At 39.2% G+C, this 14,612-nt stretch carries 11 protein-coding genes; 9 read left to right on the forward strand and 2 right to left on the reverse strand.

Annotation, left to right across the window (positions count from 1 at the left end; translation table 11 throughout):
• Positions 1–74 precede the first annotated feature (74 nt).
• Entirely contained in the window at positions 75–3,968 is a 3,894-nt protein-coding gene (locus tag U5921_RS08455; protein ID WP_324822270.1) for an Ig-like domain-containing protein, read from the reverse strand.
• Between the two features lie 239 nt (positions 3,969–4,207).
• On the opposite strand from U5921_RS08455, the gene U5921_RS08460 reads away from it, so the two are divergent.
• The 9 genes from U5921_RS08460 (at position 4,208) to trmB (ending at position 13,273) form a co-directional block, all read left to right on the forward strand.
• On the forward strand, positions 4,208–5,116 hold the full coding sequence (locus tag U5921_RS08460; protein WP_324822273.1) for a hypothetical protein: 909 nt from the start codon (positions 4,208–4,210) through the stop codon (positions 5,114–5,116).
• Entirely contained in the window at positions 5,117–5,965 is an 849-nt protein-coding gene (locus U5921_RS08465; RefSeq protein ID WP_324822276.1) for an energy-coupling factor transporter ATPase, read from the forward strand.
• Positions 5,947–6,804 (forward strand): energy-coupling factor transporter ATPase, encoded by an 858-nt coding sequence (locus U5921_RS08470; RefSeq protein ID WP_324822279.1) that lies wholly within the window; start codon positions 5,947–5,949, stop codon positions 6,802–6,804. Before U5921_RS08465 ends, U5921_RS08470 begins: the two co-directional genes overlap by 19 nt.
• 1 nt (position 6,805) lies before the next feature.
• The gene (locus tag U5921_RS08475) at positions 6,806–7,606 is read left to right on the forward strand and encodes an energy-coupling factor transporter transmembrane component T (protein ID WP_324822282.1); all 801 of its coding nucleotides are present in this window, start codon (positions 6,806–6,808) and stop codon (positions 7,604–7,606) included.
• 82 nt (positions 7,607–7,688) lie between these two features.
• Positions 7,689–8,165 (forward strand): QueT transporter family protein, encoded by a 477-nt coding sequence (locus U5921_RS08480; protein WP_324822285.1) that lies wholly within the window; start codon positions 7,689–7,691, stop codon positions 8,163–8,165.
• Between the two features lie 161 nt (positions 8,166–8,326).
• The gene (locus U5921_RS08485) at positions 8,327–9,640 is read left to right on the forward strand and encodes a L,D-transpeptidase (protein WP_324822288.1); all 1,314 of its coding nucleotides are present in this window, start codon (positions 8,327–8,329) and stop codon (positions 9,638–9,640) included.
• 110 nt (positions 9,641–9,750) lie between these two features.
• Positions 9,751–11,922 (forward strand): ribonucleoside triphosphate reductase, encoded by a 2,172-nt coding sequence (locus U5921_RS08490; RefSeq protein WP_324822291.1) that lies wholly within the window; start codon positions 9,751–9,753, stop codon positions 11,920–11,922.
• Positions 11,919–12,650, forward strand: a complete 732-nt coding sequence (locus U5921_RS08495) for an anaerobic ribonucleoside-triphosphate reductase activating protein (RefSeq protein ID WP_324822294.1) — start codon at positions 11,919–11,921, stop codon at positions 12,648–12,650. Before U5921_RS08490 ends, U5921_RS08495 begins: the two co-directional genes overlap by 4 nt.
• Positions 12,632–13,273 carry a tRNA (guanosine(46)-N7)-methyltransferase TrmB gene (trmB, locus tag U5921_RS08500; RefSeq protein WP_324822297.1) on the forward strand — a complete coding sequence of 214 codons (642 nt, stop codon included), beginning with the start codon at positions 12,632–12,634 and terminating at the stop codon, positions 13,271–13,273. Before U5921_RS08495 ends, trmB begins: the two co-directional genes overlap by 19 nt.
• A gap of 63 nt (positions 13,274–13,336) precedes the next feature.
• Here trmB and U5921_RS08505 read toward each other — a convergent pair whose 3' ends face one another.
• On the reverse strand, positions 13,337–14,581 hold the full coding sequence (locus U5921_RS08505) for an aminotransferase class I/II-fold pyridoxal phosphate-dependent enzyme (RefSeq protein ID WP_324822301.1): 1,245 nt from the start codon (positions 14,579–14,581) through the stop codon (positions 13,337–13,339).
• Positions 14,582–14,612: the final 31 nt, after the last annotated feature.

Raw genomic sequence — 14,612 nt, forward strand, 5'->3', positions numbered from 1 at the left:
TTGCTCATCTTAGTATCAGGGTTTTATTTATTAAAGAGATTTAAGATAAAGAAGCGTCAGATTTGTTGACGGATTCACTCATTAGTGGAAACACTTTCTGGTTCTGGTGAAGGAGTGGATGCTTCAGAACGATTTATTGTAACTGTATAACTCTGGCTTGAGCCATTAGATTTAACACTTATTGTAACTGAATTACTGCCCACATTTAAAAGTACGGCATCTTCTGCAGCTCCAGTTCCACTTCGGCTGTTTACTGTAACAGTTGCATTGTTATCGACGGACACAGCTGAAACAATAACGGATTTTTTTTCATTGTCTACATCAATAGATTTACTTGATGAAATATCACGGCCATCTACTGTGATGGAGGACAATCCCGTATTTGAATAATTGATGGTAACGGTATAAGTAGATGTTTTTTTATTGTCTCCATAGGCACTAATTGTAATGGTCTTCGTGTTGCTTCCTGAAGGAATGCTTATCGTTTGAGATGGATCGCTGACGGACGCACCGCTGCTTGCAGTTGCATCTACAGAGATATTATCTTTGCTCTCAACCGTCGTACTATACGAGTAAGTTCCTGATTTTAGTGAGATTTTACCTCCATTCACCGTCAAGGAACTGAGCTCAGCAGGTTGCATAACCGGTGCATTTGTAGAAGCGGATGCATTTGTTAAAGCAGATTTTGCTGAACTGGTGACGAGAACGGCATACACGGTATAGGAAGTATTTGAATCCAGACTATTTGCAGAGAGAGAAATGCTTCCGTTTTTTGAAACACTGCCATAGTTTTTAGAAAGTGGGGCAGCATTATTTCCATTTTTCAGACTAGTAACTTGAGCGACACTTGGTGTTGTTTCATTTGAAGGAACCAGGATCGCATAAAGTGTACCAGCTTCATTTGCAGTAATCCTTGCACTAATCGAAGAATCAGATTTATTAGTAATAGAAATACTGGCATTTGGTGTTGTGGATGTAGCGGTAGTAGTAACCGTTGTAGTATAGACGGCGGAATTAGTAGAGCCGACTCGTAAAATACTGCAAACCTTGTATGAAGTACCGGAGGTTAGATTATTTATGCTGCCTAAATATTTTGAAGTATAGGCATAGACATAAGAGTTTAAACTTCCTGATGGATAACCACCACTGGCGTTTCGAGCTGAATAAATGTAACTTGCACTTGGCGTGCTTTGTGAACTTGGCACAACAACAGAGTAGATTGTTCCATTTTGATTACCGGTTGCTGTAAGCGAAATACTGTTGTTTGAAAGAGCAGACGCAGAAATTCTGGTAATTTGTGGAACACTTGTAGACTGAGTTGTAAATGTTACATAAGAAGAAGGTATTTTCGTATGATTCGAATAGGTCTTTACCGTATTATTTCTAACTGCAAGATAATACACTGTATTCTCGCTTAGATTGGATTTTGGTGTAATTGTGATGTATCTGTCCGAGCTGATGCTTGCATTAAAGCTTACACGGCTTCCATTGGAATTATTCACACGAAAATCGATGATGTCACTCAAATCACTGGTTCTTATGGTCGATCCGTTATAAGTTACTACACGTTCAGAGAAACGAATCGTTGGTCTGAATGATGTCGAAACATTTGTGTCTCTGTTGCCTGGGGTAAACGAAGTATAAGCATCATCGTCATCGCCCGTACTGAAATAGGCAGAAAAAGCATCGTTTCCTTTATTATTGGAATCCTTTAGTTCATTTTTATCAATGATTACATAGTAACGCTTGTCGTCATCCAGCCTTGATTTCGGATCGATAGTAATGACCTTCTTTGAGGAGTTGATCGAGCCATTGAATTTTACTTTACTGCCTCTTGAAGAATCTTCACGTAATTCAACGAAATCATCGATATTTGATGAGGTGATCGTTTTTCCGTTATAGAGCGTCATAGCTCGATCAAAAGTTAAAGTAATATCTGTATTCCTAGAAACATTCGATTTTCTTGGAGACGGGTCCATAGTGATGTCTCCGTCCTGATCGTCGTCACCTGTGCTGAAATATGCGGAAAATGAAGCATTTCCGTTATTATTGGAGTCCTTTAGTTCATTTTTATCAATGATTACATAGTAACGCTTGTCATCATCCAGCCTTGATTTCGGATCGATAGTAATGACCTTCTTTGAGGAGTTGATCGAGCCATTGAATTTTACTTTACTGCCTCTTGAAGAATCTTCACGTAATTCAACGAAATCATCGATATTTGATGAGGTGATCGTTTTTCCGTTATAGAGCGTCATAGCTCGATCAAAAGTTAAAGTAATATCTGTATTCCTAGAAACATTCGATTTTCTTGGAGCAGGACTCATGGTAATATCTCCGTCCTGATCGTCGTCACCTGTGCTGAAATATGCGGAAAAAGCATCGTTTCCATTATCACTGGAATCTTTTAGTTCGTTTTTATCGATAATGACATAGTATTTTTCATCATCGTCCAATTTCGAATCCGGGTCAATCGTTATAACTTTTTTTGAAGAGCTGATCGAAGCGCTAAAGCTTACCTTGCTTCCATTTGAAGAACCCTCACGTAATTCAACGAAATCATCAATATTGGAAGAAGTAATCGATTTCCCGTTGTAAAGAGTCATTGCTTTTTTAAAGGTTAAGGTAATATCTGTATTTCTGGAAACATTCGTTGAACGGTTAGAAGGGTTCATTGAAATATCAGAGTTAGTATCAACTTCATTTGGACTGACCCTAACTTTAGAATGCACATAGACATTAGTGGGTTTTTTTGCATAGGTTACACCATCTGCATTTACACGCATCGTACGTATGGTGCCGTTCCCATGAAAACCGCATGCCGCATTGATGTCACTGTCAAGTATGGTTGCGTTGGTCTCAACGGTAACATCTGTTGAGTTTGCAGCGGATGCAACATTTAAGGAATTCACAGTACCGGAAGTGATGGTAACTTCTGAATTTGAGCCTGCGAGGTTGACTTCAGGAAAATTCCCTGTAAAGGTAACTTTAGCATTTCTTTGAACATTAACTTTTTTGAAGCCCGGGCCAAAATTTCCGCCCTGCAGGCTGGAAGTCTGAAGGATAGCGTTATTGGAAACATTCACGTTTTCAATATTCGTTTCACCTTTTAAATAAACGCGAACCGAGTCAGATGCTTTGGAAACATCTGCACTCACAATCCGTGAGTTGGAAATGTTAACACTGTTTTCACCGCCGCCTTGCACATTGAGTTTCCCCATAACGATACAATTTTCGATATAAGCGTTTCCGTCACCGAGGGAACGGCTGATCGTTACCCCATTTGAGTAAATTTTATTTGTAAGGGAAGTGCCGTTTGAGGATACGTTTGGATCATTTTTCACAATTGCTTCGTTATTCAAAATGTCACTGATAATTTTTGCGGTTTGAGCGCGGGTCAATTTATCCGCAGGATGAAGTTTACCGTCATCATAGGCACCAAGGTATCCTTTTCCTATCATGCGCTGCATTGATTCTATAGACCAGCTCTCCACAGAGGTATAATCTTTGTAGCTTTTTATGTTCGCAGTCTTGCCGTAAGTCGGAACGATGCGTGAGAGCATGACTGCTGCCTCTTGTCTGCTGACCGGATTGTTTGGTTTAAAGCTGCCATCACTGTAACCGCTGACGTAACCGGCAGAAAGAGCCTTTGCTACATCACTGTAATACCATTCGGATTTTGGTGTATCATTAAAGGATACCGAAGCGGTTCCTGTGTTTCCTAAGGTAGCGTTTATCATGTGTGAGAATTCAGCGCGGGTAACCGCATTATCTGGTAAAAATGTACCATTTTCATAGCCCTTAACAATTCCTGCAGCGATAATTTGATTGATGTATTTTTCTGCCCAATGCCCCTTGATATCTTTCATAGATGCACCATAGGCTTCAATATTCGGAATGGATAGTGAACATATTAACACAGCAGCTAAAAGTCCACTCCCCATTCTTTTTAATGTAGATATAAGCATTTCTATTCCCTTCCCTTCAACGATTGATTCACATTTTATTTTTGAACATAAAATAGTAACATAAATATGTACCTTTTTATATTAATATAGCATTAGAACACGCAATTGGCAACGAAATGGAAAACCTGTAATTGGATTGTAATGAAAAATTAAAATTCTTTCAACATATTACCTATTTTTTCCATAGTTGAATAGTTTTATTTTTTAGGTTATAATAATAAAGATTAGGAGGATGATTTATGAAGTGGGCGATAAAACGTAGCATTTTGGTTTTCTTTTTGGTAGCACTGGTATGTATATTAGGTGCCTGCGGAAAGAGTGTGGATACCATCCAAAGTGAGTTTGAAGAAATGTTAACTGGAGAAATTACACCTGAAAAATTAGTGAGCACAGCGGCTTATTTAGATAAATATATTGGGAAGTTGGATGAAGAAAGAGCAAGCCGTATGCTTGTGGATTATGAAGATTATGCGTTGCGTTATATGAATTCAGAGGTGGATAAGACCCTGCTTGAAGAGATGAAGGGGTACTATGCTGCCAGCGGTAAATCACGGGAATTAATAAAAAATATCGACGAATTGCAATCATTTGATCAAGCGATGCAAAATGCAGATATTATCGTAAGTTTACAAGGGGATCAAATTAAATTAACCTTGGATTACAGACAACTATCATCCGATTATCAAAAATATATTTTACCGGAAGTATATCACTTGTATCAAATAAAAGCATTGGAAGCAGAGAAGCCGTGCATCCAAAATGCGACATTACTGCTTTCGTGGGAAGACCTGGTGCAAAGAGCTTATCAAGTAGAACTGCTTATGGCCCAGTACACTGATGGTAAGCTGATTGCCAGTGACTTAAAAAGCTTGTATGAGATGTATATGAATTTTGTATTGATCGGAGCAAATAATACTCCAATTTTTGACTATGAGACCATGCAGTTTTCAGAGGTAGCAAAAAAAGAATATTCAAGTTTTATAGAAAAAAATCCAGATACCATTACAGGATGGATACTGGAAGAATATTTTTCGTATTTGGATGAGAATGGGTATCAGCTGAATTATAAGAACAAGACAGAGAGCAAAGCCTTTTTTGATCATTGCTCTTGGCTGATAACGGAAGCAGAAAAGAGAGTAAAGAAATAGATGGAAGATAAAATCATTCAGATTGAGGATTTGATTTTCGAATATCATAAAGAAGACAATGAAGAAGAGATCATACGAGCGCTCAATGGTGTGACTTTGAATTTAAAACGGGGAAGCTTCACCGCAGTGATTGGAAAAAACGGTTCAGGAAAATCGACGCTGGCAAAAAACATAAATGCTTTGCTGCTTCCAAGTGGAGGTGCTGTGTATGTAAACGGGTATGACACTAGAGATGAGGAAAAGATTTGGGATATCCGGCAGTCAGCCGGTATGGTTTTTCAAAATCCGGATAATCAACTGGTTTCCTCAATCGTCGAGGATGATGTTGCATTTGGACCGGAAAATTTGGGTGTAGAGCCGGCGGAAATTCGTAAGAGAGTCGATGATGCTTTAAAAAGTGTAAATATGTATGCCTATCGGAAAAATGCACCACATTTGTTGTCCGGAGGTCAGAAACAGAGAATTGCAATTGCAGGTGTAGTGGCCATGCGTCCAGAATGCATCATATTAGATGAGCCAACTGCAATGCTCGATCCGCATGGACGGGAAGAAGTCATGGATATTATTGAAACTTTGCATCGTGACGGAATTACGATCGTATTGATTACGCACTTTATGGAAGAAGCAGCTCTAGCAGATCGAGTGGTCATTATGGAAGATGGCAAGGTTGTCATGGATGGAACTCCCGTTGAAATATTTACAAGAGCAGAGGAGATCAAGGCGTTGAATTTGGACGTGCCTCTTACAGTAGAGCTCGGTGCACGTTTAAGGAAGCATGGAATTCCGGTGCCGCAAGAAATCATTGATACAGAAGGACTGGTGGATTTTTTATGCCGCAAATACAAGTAAAAGAACTGACTCATATTTACGCGGAGGGAATGCCGTTTGAAACGGTTGCACTAGATCGTATTCATTTTGAAATTGAACAAGGTGAATTTGTAGGGATTATCGGCCATACTGGTTCAGGGAAATCAACTTTGATTCAGCATTTGAATGGGCTGCTTAAGCCAAAATCAGGACAGATTATTATTGAAGGTTTGGACATCACGAATAAATCAGTTAAAATGAGAGACATTCGCACGAAAATCGGGCTGGTTTTTCAGTACCCGGAATATCAGCTGTTTGAGGAAACGGTTGAGAAAGATATTGCGTTTGGTCCTTTAAATCTAGGGGTATCGAAGGATGAGGCAGCAAAAAGAGTAAAAGAAGCGATGCAGCTTGTAGGACTAGATTATAAGACACTTGCAAAGCGTTCTCCCTTTGCACTTTCCGGCGGCCAAAAAAGAAGGGTGGCAATTGCAGGTGTAGTGGCCATGCGTCCAAAAGTTCTAATATTGGATGAACCAACTGCGGGTTTAGACCCAAAGGCACATCAAGATGTTTTGCAAATGGTTGAAACGATTCACCGTAAAGAAGGGATTACTATTTTACTGGTATCTCATAATATGGGAGATATCGCAAGGCTTGCGGATAAGGTGCTGGTAATGGACGGCGGGCGTTTGGTGATGACGGGAACGCCAAGTGAGATTTTTCACAGAGCAGAAGATTTGAAACGTATGAATCTGGCTTTGCCGCCTGCTACAGAGCTTATGTACCGATTGAAAACGAAAGGCGCACCAGTATCAGCAGATGTTTTAACGATTGCAGAGGCAGAAGAGGAAATTTATCGATGGATTGGAAAGCGATGAAATGATTCGAGATATCACATTAGGACAATACTATCCAGGTAATTCATGGATTCATAGATTAGATCCAAGAGTAAAGATTATCAGCACATTTGCATTTTTAATATCTTTATTTATGGTAAACGACTTTATTGGCTTTGCTATAGCTGGCCTTTTTTTGGCGGCTTGCATTGCCATATCAAGAGTGCCCCTTTCTTTTATAACGAAAGGCTTAAAGCCGATATTTTTAATTATCCTGTTTACCTTTATTGTAAATTTATTTATGACAAGAGGAACGGTTCTGCTGTCCTTAGGTTTTTTTACAATTACCAAAGAAGGTCTTTACAATGCACTTTTCATGGCATTGCGTCTGATACTTCTCATTATGGGCTCTTCCATTTTGACATTGGCGACAAAGCCGATCAGCCTAACGGATGGAATTGAACGTCTTCTTTCGCCATTTCAGCGGTTTGGTATGCCGGCGCATGAATTAGCGATGATGATGACGATCGCTTTGCGTTTTATTCCGACGCTTTTGGAGGAAACCGATAAAATTATGAAAGCACAAATGGCAAGAGGGGCCGATTTTGAAAGTGGAAATTTAATGCAGAGAGCGAAAGCTTTGATTCCCCTTTTGGTTCCTTTGTTTATCAGTGCATTTCGCATTGCATTAGATCTTGCGATGGCGATGGAAGCTCGCTGTTATCGAGGTGGAGACTGCCGCACCCGTATGAATGGAATGTGTTTACAGAAAAGAGATGCAGCGGCATTCTTTGTGGTCGGCGTATATTTTATCGTTTTAATTTTGCAAGCATATGTTTTGTAAGTTAAATAAAAAAAGAAAAATGAATAAGAAAAGCGAAGTAGAGGTGACATATACCGAGCGAGAGAAGAAAGGAAGAGACGACATGAAATACAAGCATGTATTATTTCTGATTCAAGCAGCGGTAATTGCCGCTATTTATGCTGTCCTCACTTTAGTATTGATGCCTTTTAGTTATGGGGTTATGCAGGTGAGAATATCTGAGGCTTTGACTATCCTACCTTATTTTACACCGGCGGCGATTCCGGGTTTATTTGTAGGATGTCTGCTGGCCAATATTATTGGACCTTATGGAATATTAGATATTGTTTTCGGAAGTTTAACGACATTAATAGCAGCAGTTGGTTCGTATTTTTTTAGAAAATACCCATTGCTGGTACCATTACCTCCTGTGGTTGCAAACGGAGTGATCATTGGGTTATTGCTTCATTACGCATTTGGGGTTCCGGTTGCGATATGGGCTTGTATGCTTTGGGTCGGCTTTGGAGAGTTCATTTCTTGCTATGTGCTTGGGCTTCCACTGATGCGGCTATTAAAAAAATACGAATATATTTTTAAGTAAATCCTTAAAAAAGCGGCAGTCGCCGTCTTTTTTTGTCCGATGAAATTTTAGAATGAAGGAAATGATTTAAGAAATCTACTGTATGATTGCGTCTATCTTTTTGCGAATGTGCATATAGAATAATAAGCTTGTTTAGAGCAGTAAGGGATGGAGCGATGCCGATGAAACCGATAAATATTTTATGTACAGGATGTGCAGCGATGCTTCTATTGAGCGTCGTTCTTTTATTGTCACAAAAATTTTCTTATGATACAGAGCATACTGTTTTACGTGTAAAGGTAAGTGAACCCTCATCTGCCGTGAGGAAGGAAGAAGAAAAGAATCAGGCAATTGATTTTATCGTTGAGGAAGAAATAGTAGAACCCAGTTTCCCAGTGAAACTGAAATATAATGCGTATCCCATGACGCTTTCCTATGTTGTGTGTGAAGGGGATACGAATATTCATGCTTTACCCTCGCAGGATGCAAAGCTTTTAAGAACAGCGCAGAAATGGGAGAAGCTTCAGTATATCGAGAGTATCACTTTTTTTAAAGGTGTAAAAAGGAGCACAGGAGAAAAATGGTATCATGTCTATTGGTATGAAAATGAGGATGGAGAGGTGTTTGCAGATGGAAGCGGGCAATCACAGCAAGGAGAAGGAAAAAACACGTTAAAAAAGGTATTTGGATTTGTAGGTTCGGATTTTGCTTCGAGAAGGTATTTTGATTTCCATCAGATGGAGGAAAAGATACAGAAACTTGAGGGAGAAAATAAGGAGGGGAATCTAACTTATATCAGCAATTATAAAAATTATTATGGATTACCGCCTTTGTGTAAGGGAAAAGAAGTGGATGAAGGAGGCACACCACGCAGTCAAAGTGCTCCTGGATACTTTAGCGCAACTAAGAATAGCAGCTTTATCTATATTCCAGATGGAACTTTAGTCAAATGCTTGGAGTATGTAAATGGTTTCTGGCATGTACGGCTTGTACAAAATGAAACACAGTATTTTGTTCCGGAGAGGTATATTCTCCGAAAAGAGGCGCTTACAACGCTTTCCAAGATCATTGTGATCGACAGGAAAAATCAAAATATTACTTCCTTTGAAAAATATGAAGGGAATTGGCAGATTACGTCATGTTCTCTGGCGACGACGGGTACGACAAATCAATATGCACAGCCGACACCGTTAGGCTGTTACTTTGTAATTGAAAAAAAACCACAATTCTATTATATTAAAGACGGAACAGATGAGATCCAAGGATATGCACCTTATACACTTCGTTTTTGTGGAGGTGCATATATTCATGGAGTATCTGTCTCTTACAAATGGGAGAACGGAAAACGTATTGATCCAGGCCTCAAAGAATTTTCTTCTTCAATCGGTACAGTGCCGCTTTCACATAAATGTGTAAGAAATTATACCTCGCATGCAAAATTTCTCTATGATTGGTATACGCAAAATGAGACGGTTGTACTCGTAATTGAGCCATAATTAGACAAAAAAATCCCTTGCAATCAAGAAAACAATCGGATACTATATATAGTGACTTGAAAAATAATAACAACGATAGACAGTATGATGCTGGGGATCAGGAGGTAATAATGAGTATAACCAAAGTACAAAAACGAAGTGGCGAAATTGTAGATTTTAATCTTTCAAAAATTCGCCATGCTATCTTTGCTGCGGCTAAAGCGGTAGGGGGGACCGATGAATTAGAAGCACAAAGATTAGCTGGTTTGGTGGAGAGCGTGATGAAAGAAAGTCATGCGGCAGGCATTCCTTCGGTAGAAGATATTCAGGATGTCGTAGAGAAAATATTGATAGAAGAGGGTCACGCAAAAACAGCGAAGGCCTATATTCTCTATCGAAAAGAACGCCAAGATATTCGCAGGGCAAACAATTTATTTATGGATGCAGAGCAGATGATTGAAGAATATGTATCCTTAGATGATTGGCGTGTAAATGAAAATTCAAATATGGGGTATTCGCTGCAAGGCTTAAATAATCATATTGTAGAAAGTATTACGAAAAAATATTGGCTGAATAAAATATATAGAAAAGAACTTCGCGATGCACATACACGCGGAGATTTACACATTCATGACTTAGGTCTTTTAGCACCTTATTGCTGTGGATGGGATCTAGAGGCATTTTTGCTGCAAGGATTTAAAGGAGCAAAGGGAAAGATTGAATCTCTTCCGCCGAAGCATTTTGAGTCTGCATTGATGCAGTTGGTTAACCTGCTTTTTACATTACAGGGAGAAGCTGCAGGCGCACAGGCTGTTTCGAGCATTGATACCTATCTGGCGCCTTTTATTTATTATGACAACTTAGAGTATCCTCAGGTAAAGAAGGCGGTACAGCGATTTGTATATAATCTCAATGTTCCGACGCGTGTTGGGTTTCAGACTCCATTTACAAATATAACGCTGGATATTGCTCCACATCCGCTTTTAAAGAATCAAGGAGCCATTATAGGCGGAAAAATGATGGACAAGGTATACGGCGAGTTCCAAAAAGAAATGGACCTTTTTAATCGGGCTTATTGTGAAGTGATGATGGAGGGAGACGGAGCAGGGAGAGCTTTCAGCTTCCCGATTCCTACTGTAAACATTACAAAAGATTTTCCTTGGGATTCAGAAGCTGCAAATTGTATCATGGAGATGACAAGAAAATTTGGAACGCCTTATTTTGCAAACTTCTTAAATTCCGATTTGTCTCCGGAGGATATTCGTTCTATGTGCTGCCGTTTGCGTTTGGATAATCGTGAGCTTCGCCATCGCGGAGGCGGTCTGTTTGGCGCGAATCCTTTGACTGGCTCTATTAATGTAGTAACTCTAAATATGGCGAGAATTGGATACGAGTCAAAAGACGTTGCAGGTTTTAAAAAACAAGTAAGAAAGCTTATGGAATATGCAAGAGAAATATGTGACTGCAAGCGAGTTGCGTTAGAACGTTACATGGACATCGGATTATATCCTTATTCAAAGTTTTATTTGTCAGCGGTGAAGAGTGCAACCGGTGAATATTTTAAAAATCACTTTTCTACCATTGGGTTAAATGGTATGAATGAAGCATGTTTAAATCTTTTAGGTGTTGATTTAACGACAGAAGAGGGGAATGCATTTGCGATTGAGGTTATGGATTTTATGAATCGTGTGATTCAACTTTTCCAGGAGGAGACCGGCAGTCTGTGGAATTTAGAAGCGTCTCCGGCGGAAGGAACAAGCTATCGTTTTGCACGCTTGGATAAAAAACTGTATCCGAATATCATTGCGCAAGGTACGGAAGAGCCATACTATACAAACTCAACACAGCTTCCGGTTGGAGCCACTGATGATATTTTTGAAGCAATTGAACTGCAGGAAAAGCTGCAAACAGCATATACCGGAGGAACCGTGCTGCATGGTTTCATTGGAGAGCAGATTGATGATAAAGAGACGTGCAAGGTCTTTATCAAAAAAATTATGGAAAATACCGCAATACCTTACGTTACAGTTACGCCGACTTTCTCTATTTGTGAAGATCACGGCTACATTTCCGGAGAGCATTTTGAGTGTCCAACTTGTGGAAAAGATGCGGAAGTATGGACTCGTGTCGTTGGATTTCATCGTCCGGTGCAGGCATGGAATAAAGGGAAGAAAGAAGAATATAAAGACAGAAAAGAATTCTCAGTATCAGTGAGTCTTAGTAAGGGAATGAATGCAGACGAAAAGCAAGCAGCTCGCAAGGAAAAAGAGGATATTGAAACAAAGGAAGTTGTTGTACAATGAAGATTGCAGGAATTCTGAAAGCATCATTAATTGATTATCCGGGAAAGACATCTGCCGTATGTTTCTTAGGTGGATGTAATTTCCATTGTGGTTACTGCCATAATCCGGAAATCGTGCATTGCAGTAAATCACAGATAAATGATGAAGAGCTTTTTCATTTCTTGGAGAAAAGAAGGCGGTTTTTGGATGCAGTTTGTATCTCGGGCGGGGAACCGACTTTGCAGGAAGAATTGTATTTCTTCGCATCGAGAATAAAAGAGATGGGGTATTTTATTAAGCTGGATACAAACGGAAGTAACCCGGAACTCTTAAAACTTTTGGCAAAAAATAATCTATTGGATTATGTAGCGATGGATGTAAAGGCACCATTAAATCGGTATAATGACGTCGTATGCGTAAAGGCAGACCAGAGTGCGATTCGTGAAAGTATGGATTTCCTTTTAGCAGGAAGCATTCCTTACGAATTTCGTACGACTATTTGCAAAGAACTGCTTACCTTTGAAGATTTGACTATTATGAGTGATGAATTGTCCGGTGCAAAGCGATGGTATTTGCAAACTTTTCAAAAGCAGGGTGACTTATTAAATGCTTCTGCATCATTTTCTGCTTATTCCGAGGAGGAAATGAAACACTTTGCAATGAAATTGAATGAAATGATGAAAATTAAATTATGCGCAGAAGGCGCAGCAACTGCAAGAGAGGGAAGTACATGCGTCAGCGTAAGGTAAAAAATGAAGAAGAAAAAATAGAATCTTTCTGTAATTATGTCATAAAGGATGCAAAAGTTCATAAAGGGAATTGGAAAGAAGTGTTTCAGAATAATAACCCCATTTACCTTGAAGTTGGCTGCGGAAAAGGACAGTTTATTACAACATTAGCAAAATGCAATCCGCATTGTAACTATATTGCGGTGGAGGGTGCGGGAAGTGTTGTTTTACGAGCTTTAGAAAAAGCTGCAGAAGCAGAATTAAAAAACATAAAATTCATTACGAATTACGTGAATGACATGACTGATTATTTTGAAAGAGAATTGGATGGAATTTATCTTAATTTCAGTGACCCGTGGCCAAAGGATCGCCATGCAAAACGACGCTTGACACATACTCGTTATATTAAGAGCTATAAAGAAGTCTTAAAGCGGGGAGCTGGCATTGAATTTAAGACGGATAATGATGCTCTGTTTACATTTTCAACAGAAGAATTTCTGAAAAATGATATGGAGCTTATAGAATATACCGATGATTTGCATATGACTGATTTCACTGCGAGGTTGGTCACAACGGAGTATGAAAATAAATTTAGTAAAATCGGAAAGAACATTCATTATCTAAAAGCGATGTCCCCAAAATAGTACAGGAAAACATTAATTGCATTTTAAAAGGCAGCCTCTACATAGAGCGCTGCCTTTTTTATTCTAATATTTTGAAACTGCTGCTGCAATTTTTGCAGGAATATAGGAACAGGCTTCTTCAGAAATAGAAGCAATGGATATACGAATTCCATCACCGATTGGAATGACAAAAATATTCGATTTTTGAAGTTCTTCACCAATTTGATCCGCATTCTTACATGGAATAGTAATGAAAAAACCCGAATCAAACGGGCAGGTTGTCAAATTACATTCCTTAGCAGCATGCATAAAAATGTTGCCTCTTTTGATCAGCATTGAAAGATATTCATTACGCTCTTCAGTCACTTTGGAAAGAAGCGCTTTATCAGCAAATATTCGAGACAGTACGACCATAGACGCACGTGTGCCGTTTGACCAAGAAGCTCGGCTGGAGAAGGTAGCTACCATTTTGAATTCATCGGCAATATCTTTATTTGGCGTCATACAAAGGATTGCACCACAGCGCATCCCATATAAGGTATATCCTTTTGAAGCACTAAATGCAATGAGGACTAAAATATTATCCGGAAAATCTTCTAATTTTGAAAAGAACGCACGGTATTGGTCTGCATCGCCAGAAAAATCTAAGTAAGCGATGTCAACGAGAAGTGTAATTTTTTTATCTTTATTTTTAGCCGCATTTTTTAGACTTCTGTTTACTTTATCCCAGTCCTCTAGAGTAAAGGTATATCCGGTTGGATTGTGTGCTGGGGTGTTGATTATAACAACTGTTTCATCCTGAGCTTTTAAAATCTGATTTAGTTTTTCATCAAAGGAGCTGTCATTAAATTTTTGTTCTTTATCAAATAGAGTATAAGTCTCTAGCCTACGCTCAATTTCAGCTGCAATCGTACCGTAAGGGCTCCAATGCCAATCGGAAGTCAAAACCGTGTCTCCTCTTTTTGTATAATTTTGGATGGCATTTCTTATAGCACCGGTCCCGCCTGGCGTTGCACATGCTTCAACGTATCCTTTTGGGTTATAGTTTCCGAATACGGCTTTTTTCACGGTATCAATGTATTCAGGGGTCCCTGCAATTGGAGCGTATTCTGCATAGTCTTTTGGTGCGAGGTCTTTTAAGACATCGACAACAGAAGATAAAACGATCAAATTTCCTTCATCATCTAATAAAGCGCCAATGGTTGAATTCACTACATTGTCTTTACCAATTTCAGCAATTCTTTTTTTTGCTAAATTGCTCACCCCAAAGATTTTATCCGGGCCGCCCATGATTCTTTTGTTTTCCTGTGCCATAATCAATTTTGACATATACGTCACCTCATCCTTTATTTATCTTTTT

It is taken from the genome of Sinanaerobacter sp. ZZT-01, from assembly GCF_035621135.1.
GTDB lineage: Bacteria > Bacillota > Clostridia > Peptostreptococcales > Anaerovoracaceae > IOR16.

Excerpts from the sequence above, each read along its gene's own strand:
- U5921_RS08475 (WP_324822282.1), top strand. The coding sequence starts at position 6,806 with ATGATTCGAGATATCACATTAGGACAATACTATCCAGGTAATTCATGG.
- U5921_RS08465 (WP_324822276.1), top strand. The coding sequence starts at position 5,117 with ATGGAAGATAAAATCATTCAGATTGAGGATTTGATTTTCGAATATCAT.
- U5921_RS08485 (WP_324822288.1), top strand. The coding sequence starts at position 8,327 with ATGAAACCGATAAATATTTTATGTACAGGATGTGCAGCGATGCTTCTA.
- U5921_RS08460 (WP_324822273.1), top strand. The coding sequence starts at position 4,208 with ATGAAGTGGGCGATAAAACGTAGCATTTTGGTTTTCTTTTTGGTAGCA.
- U5921_RS08480 (WP_324822285.1), top strand. The coding sequence starts at position 7,689 with ATGAAATACAAGCATGTATTATTTCTGATTCAAGCAGCGGTAATTGCC.
- trmB (WP_324822297.1), top strand. The coding sequence starts at position 12,632 with ATGCGTCAGCGTAAGGTAAAAAATGAAGAAGAAAAAATAGAATCTTTC.
- U5921_RS08505 (WP_324822301.1), bottom strand. The coding sequence starts at position 14,581 with ATGTCAAAATTGATTATGGCACAGGAAAACAAAAGAATCATGGGCGGC.
- U5921_RS08455 (WP_324822270.1), bottom strand. The coding sequence starts at position 3,968 with ATGCTTATATCTACATTAAAAAGAATGGGGAGTGGACTTTTAGCTGCT.
- U5921_RS08470 (WP_324822279.1), top strand. The coding sequence starts at position 5,947 with ATGCCGCAAATACAAGTAAAAGAACTGACTCATATTTACGCGGAGGGA.
- U5921_RS08490 (WP_324822291.1), top strand. The coding sequence starts at position 9,751 with ATGAGTATAACCAAAGTACAAAAACGAAGTGGCGAAATTGTAGATTTT.
- U5921_RS08495 (WP_324822294.1), top strand. The coding sequence starts at position 11,919 with ATGAAGATTGCAGGAATTCTGAAAGCATCATTAATTGATTATCCGGGA.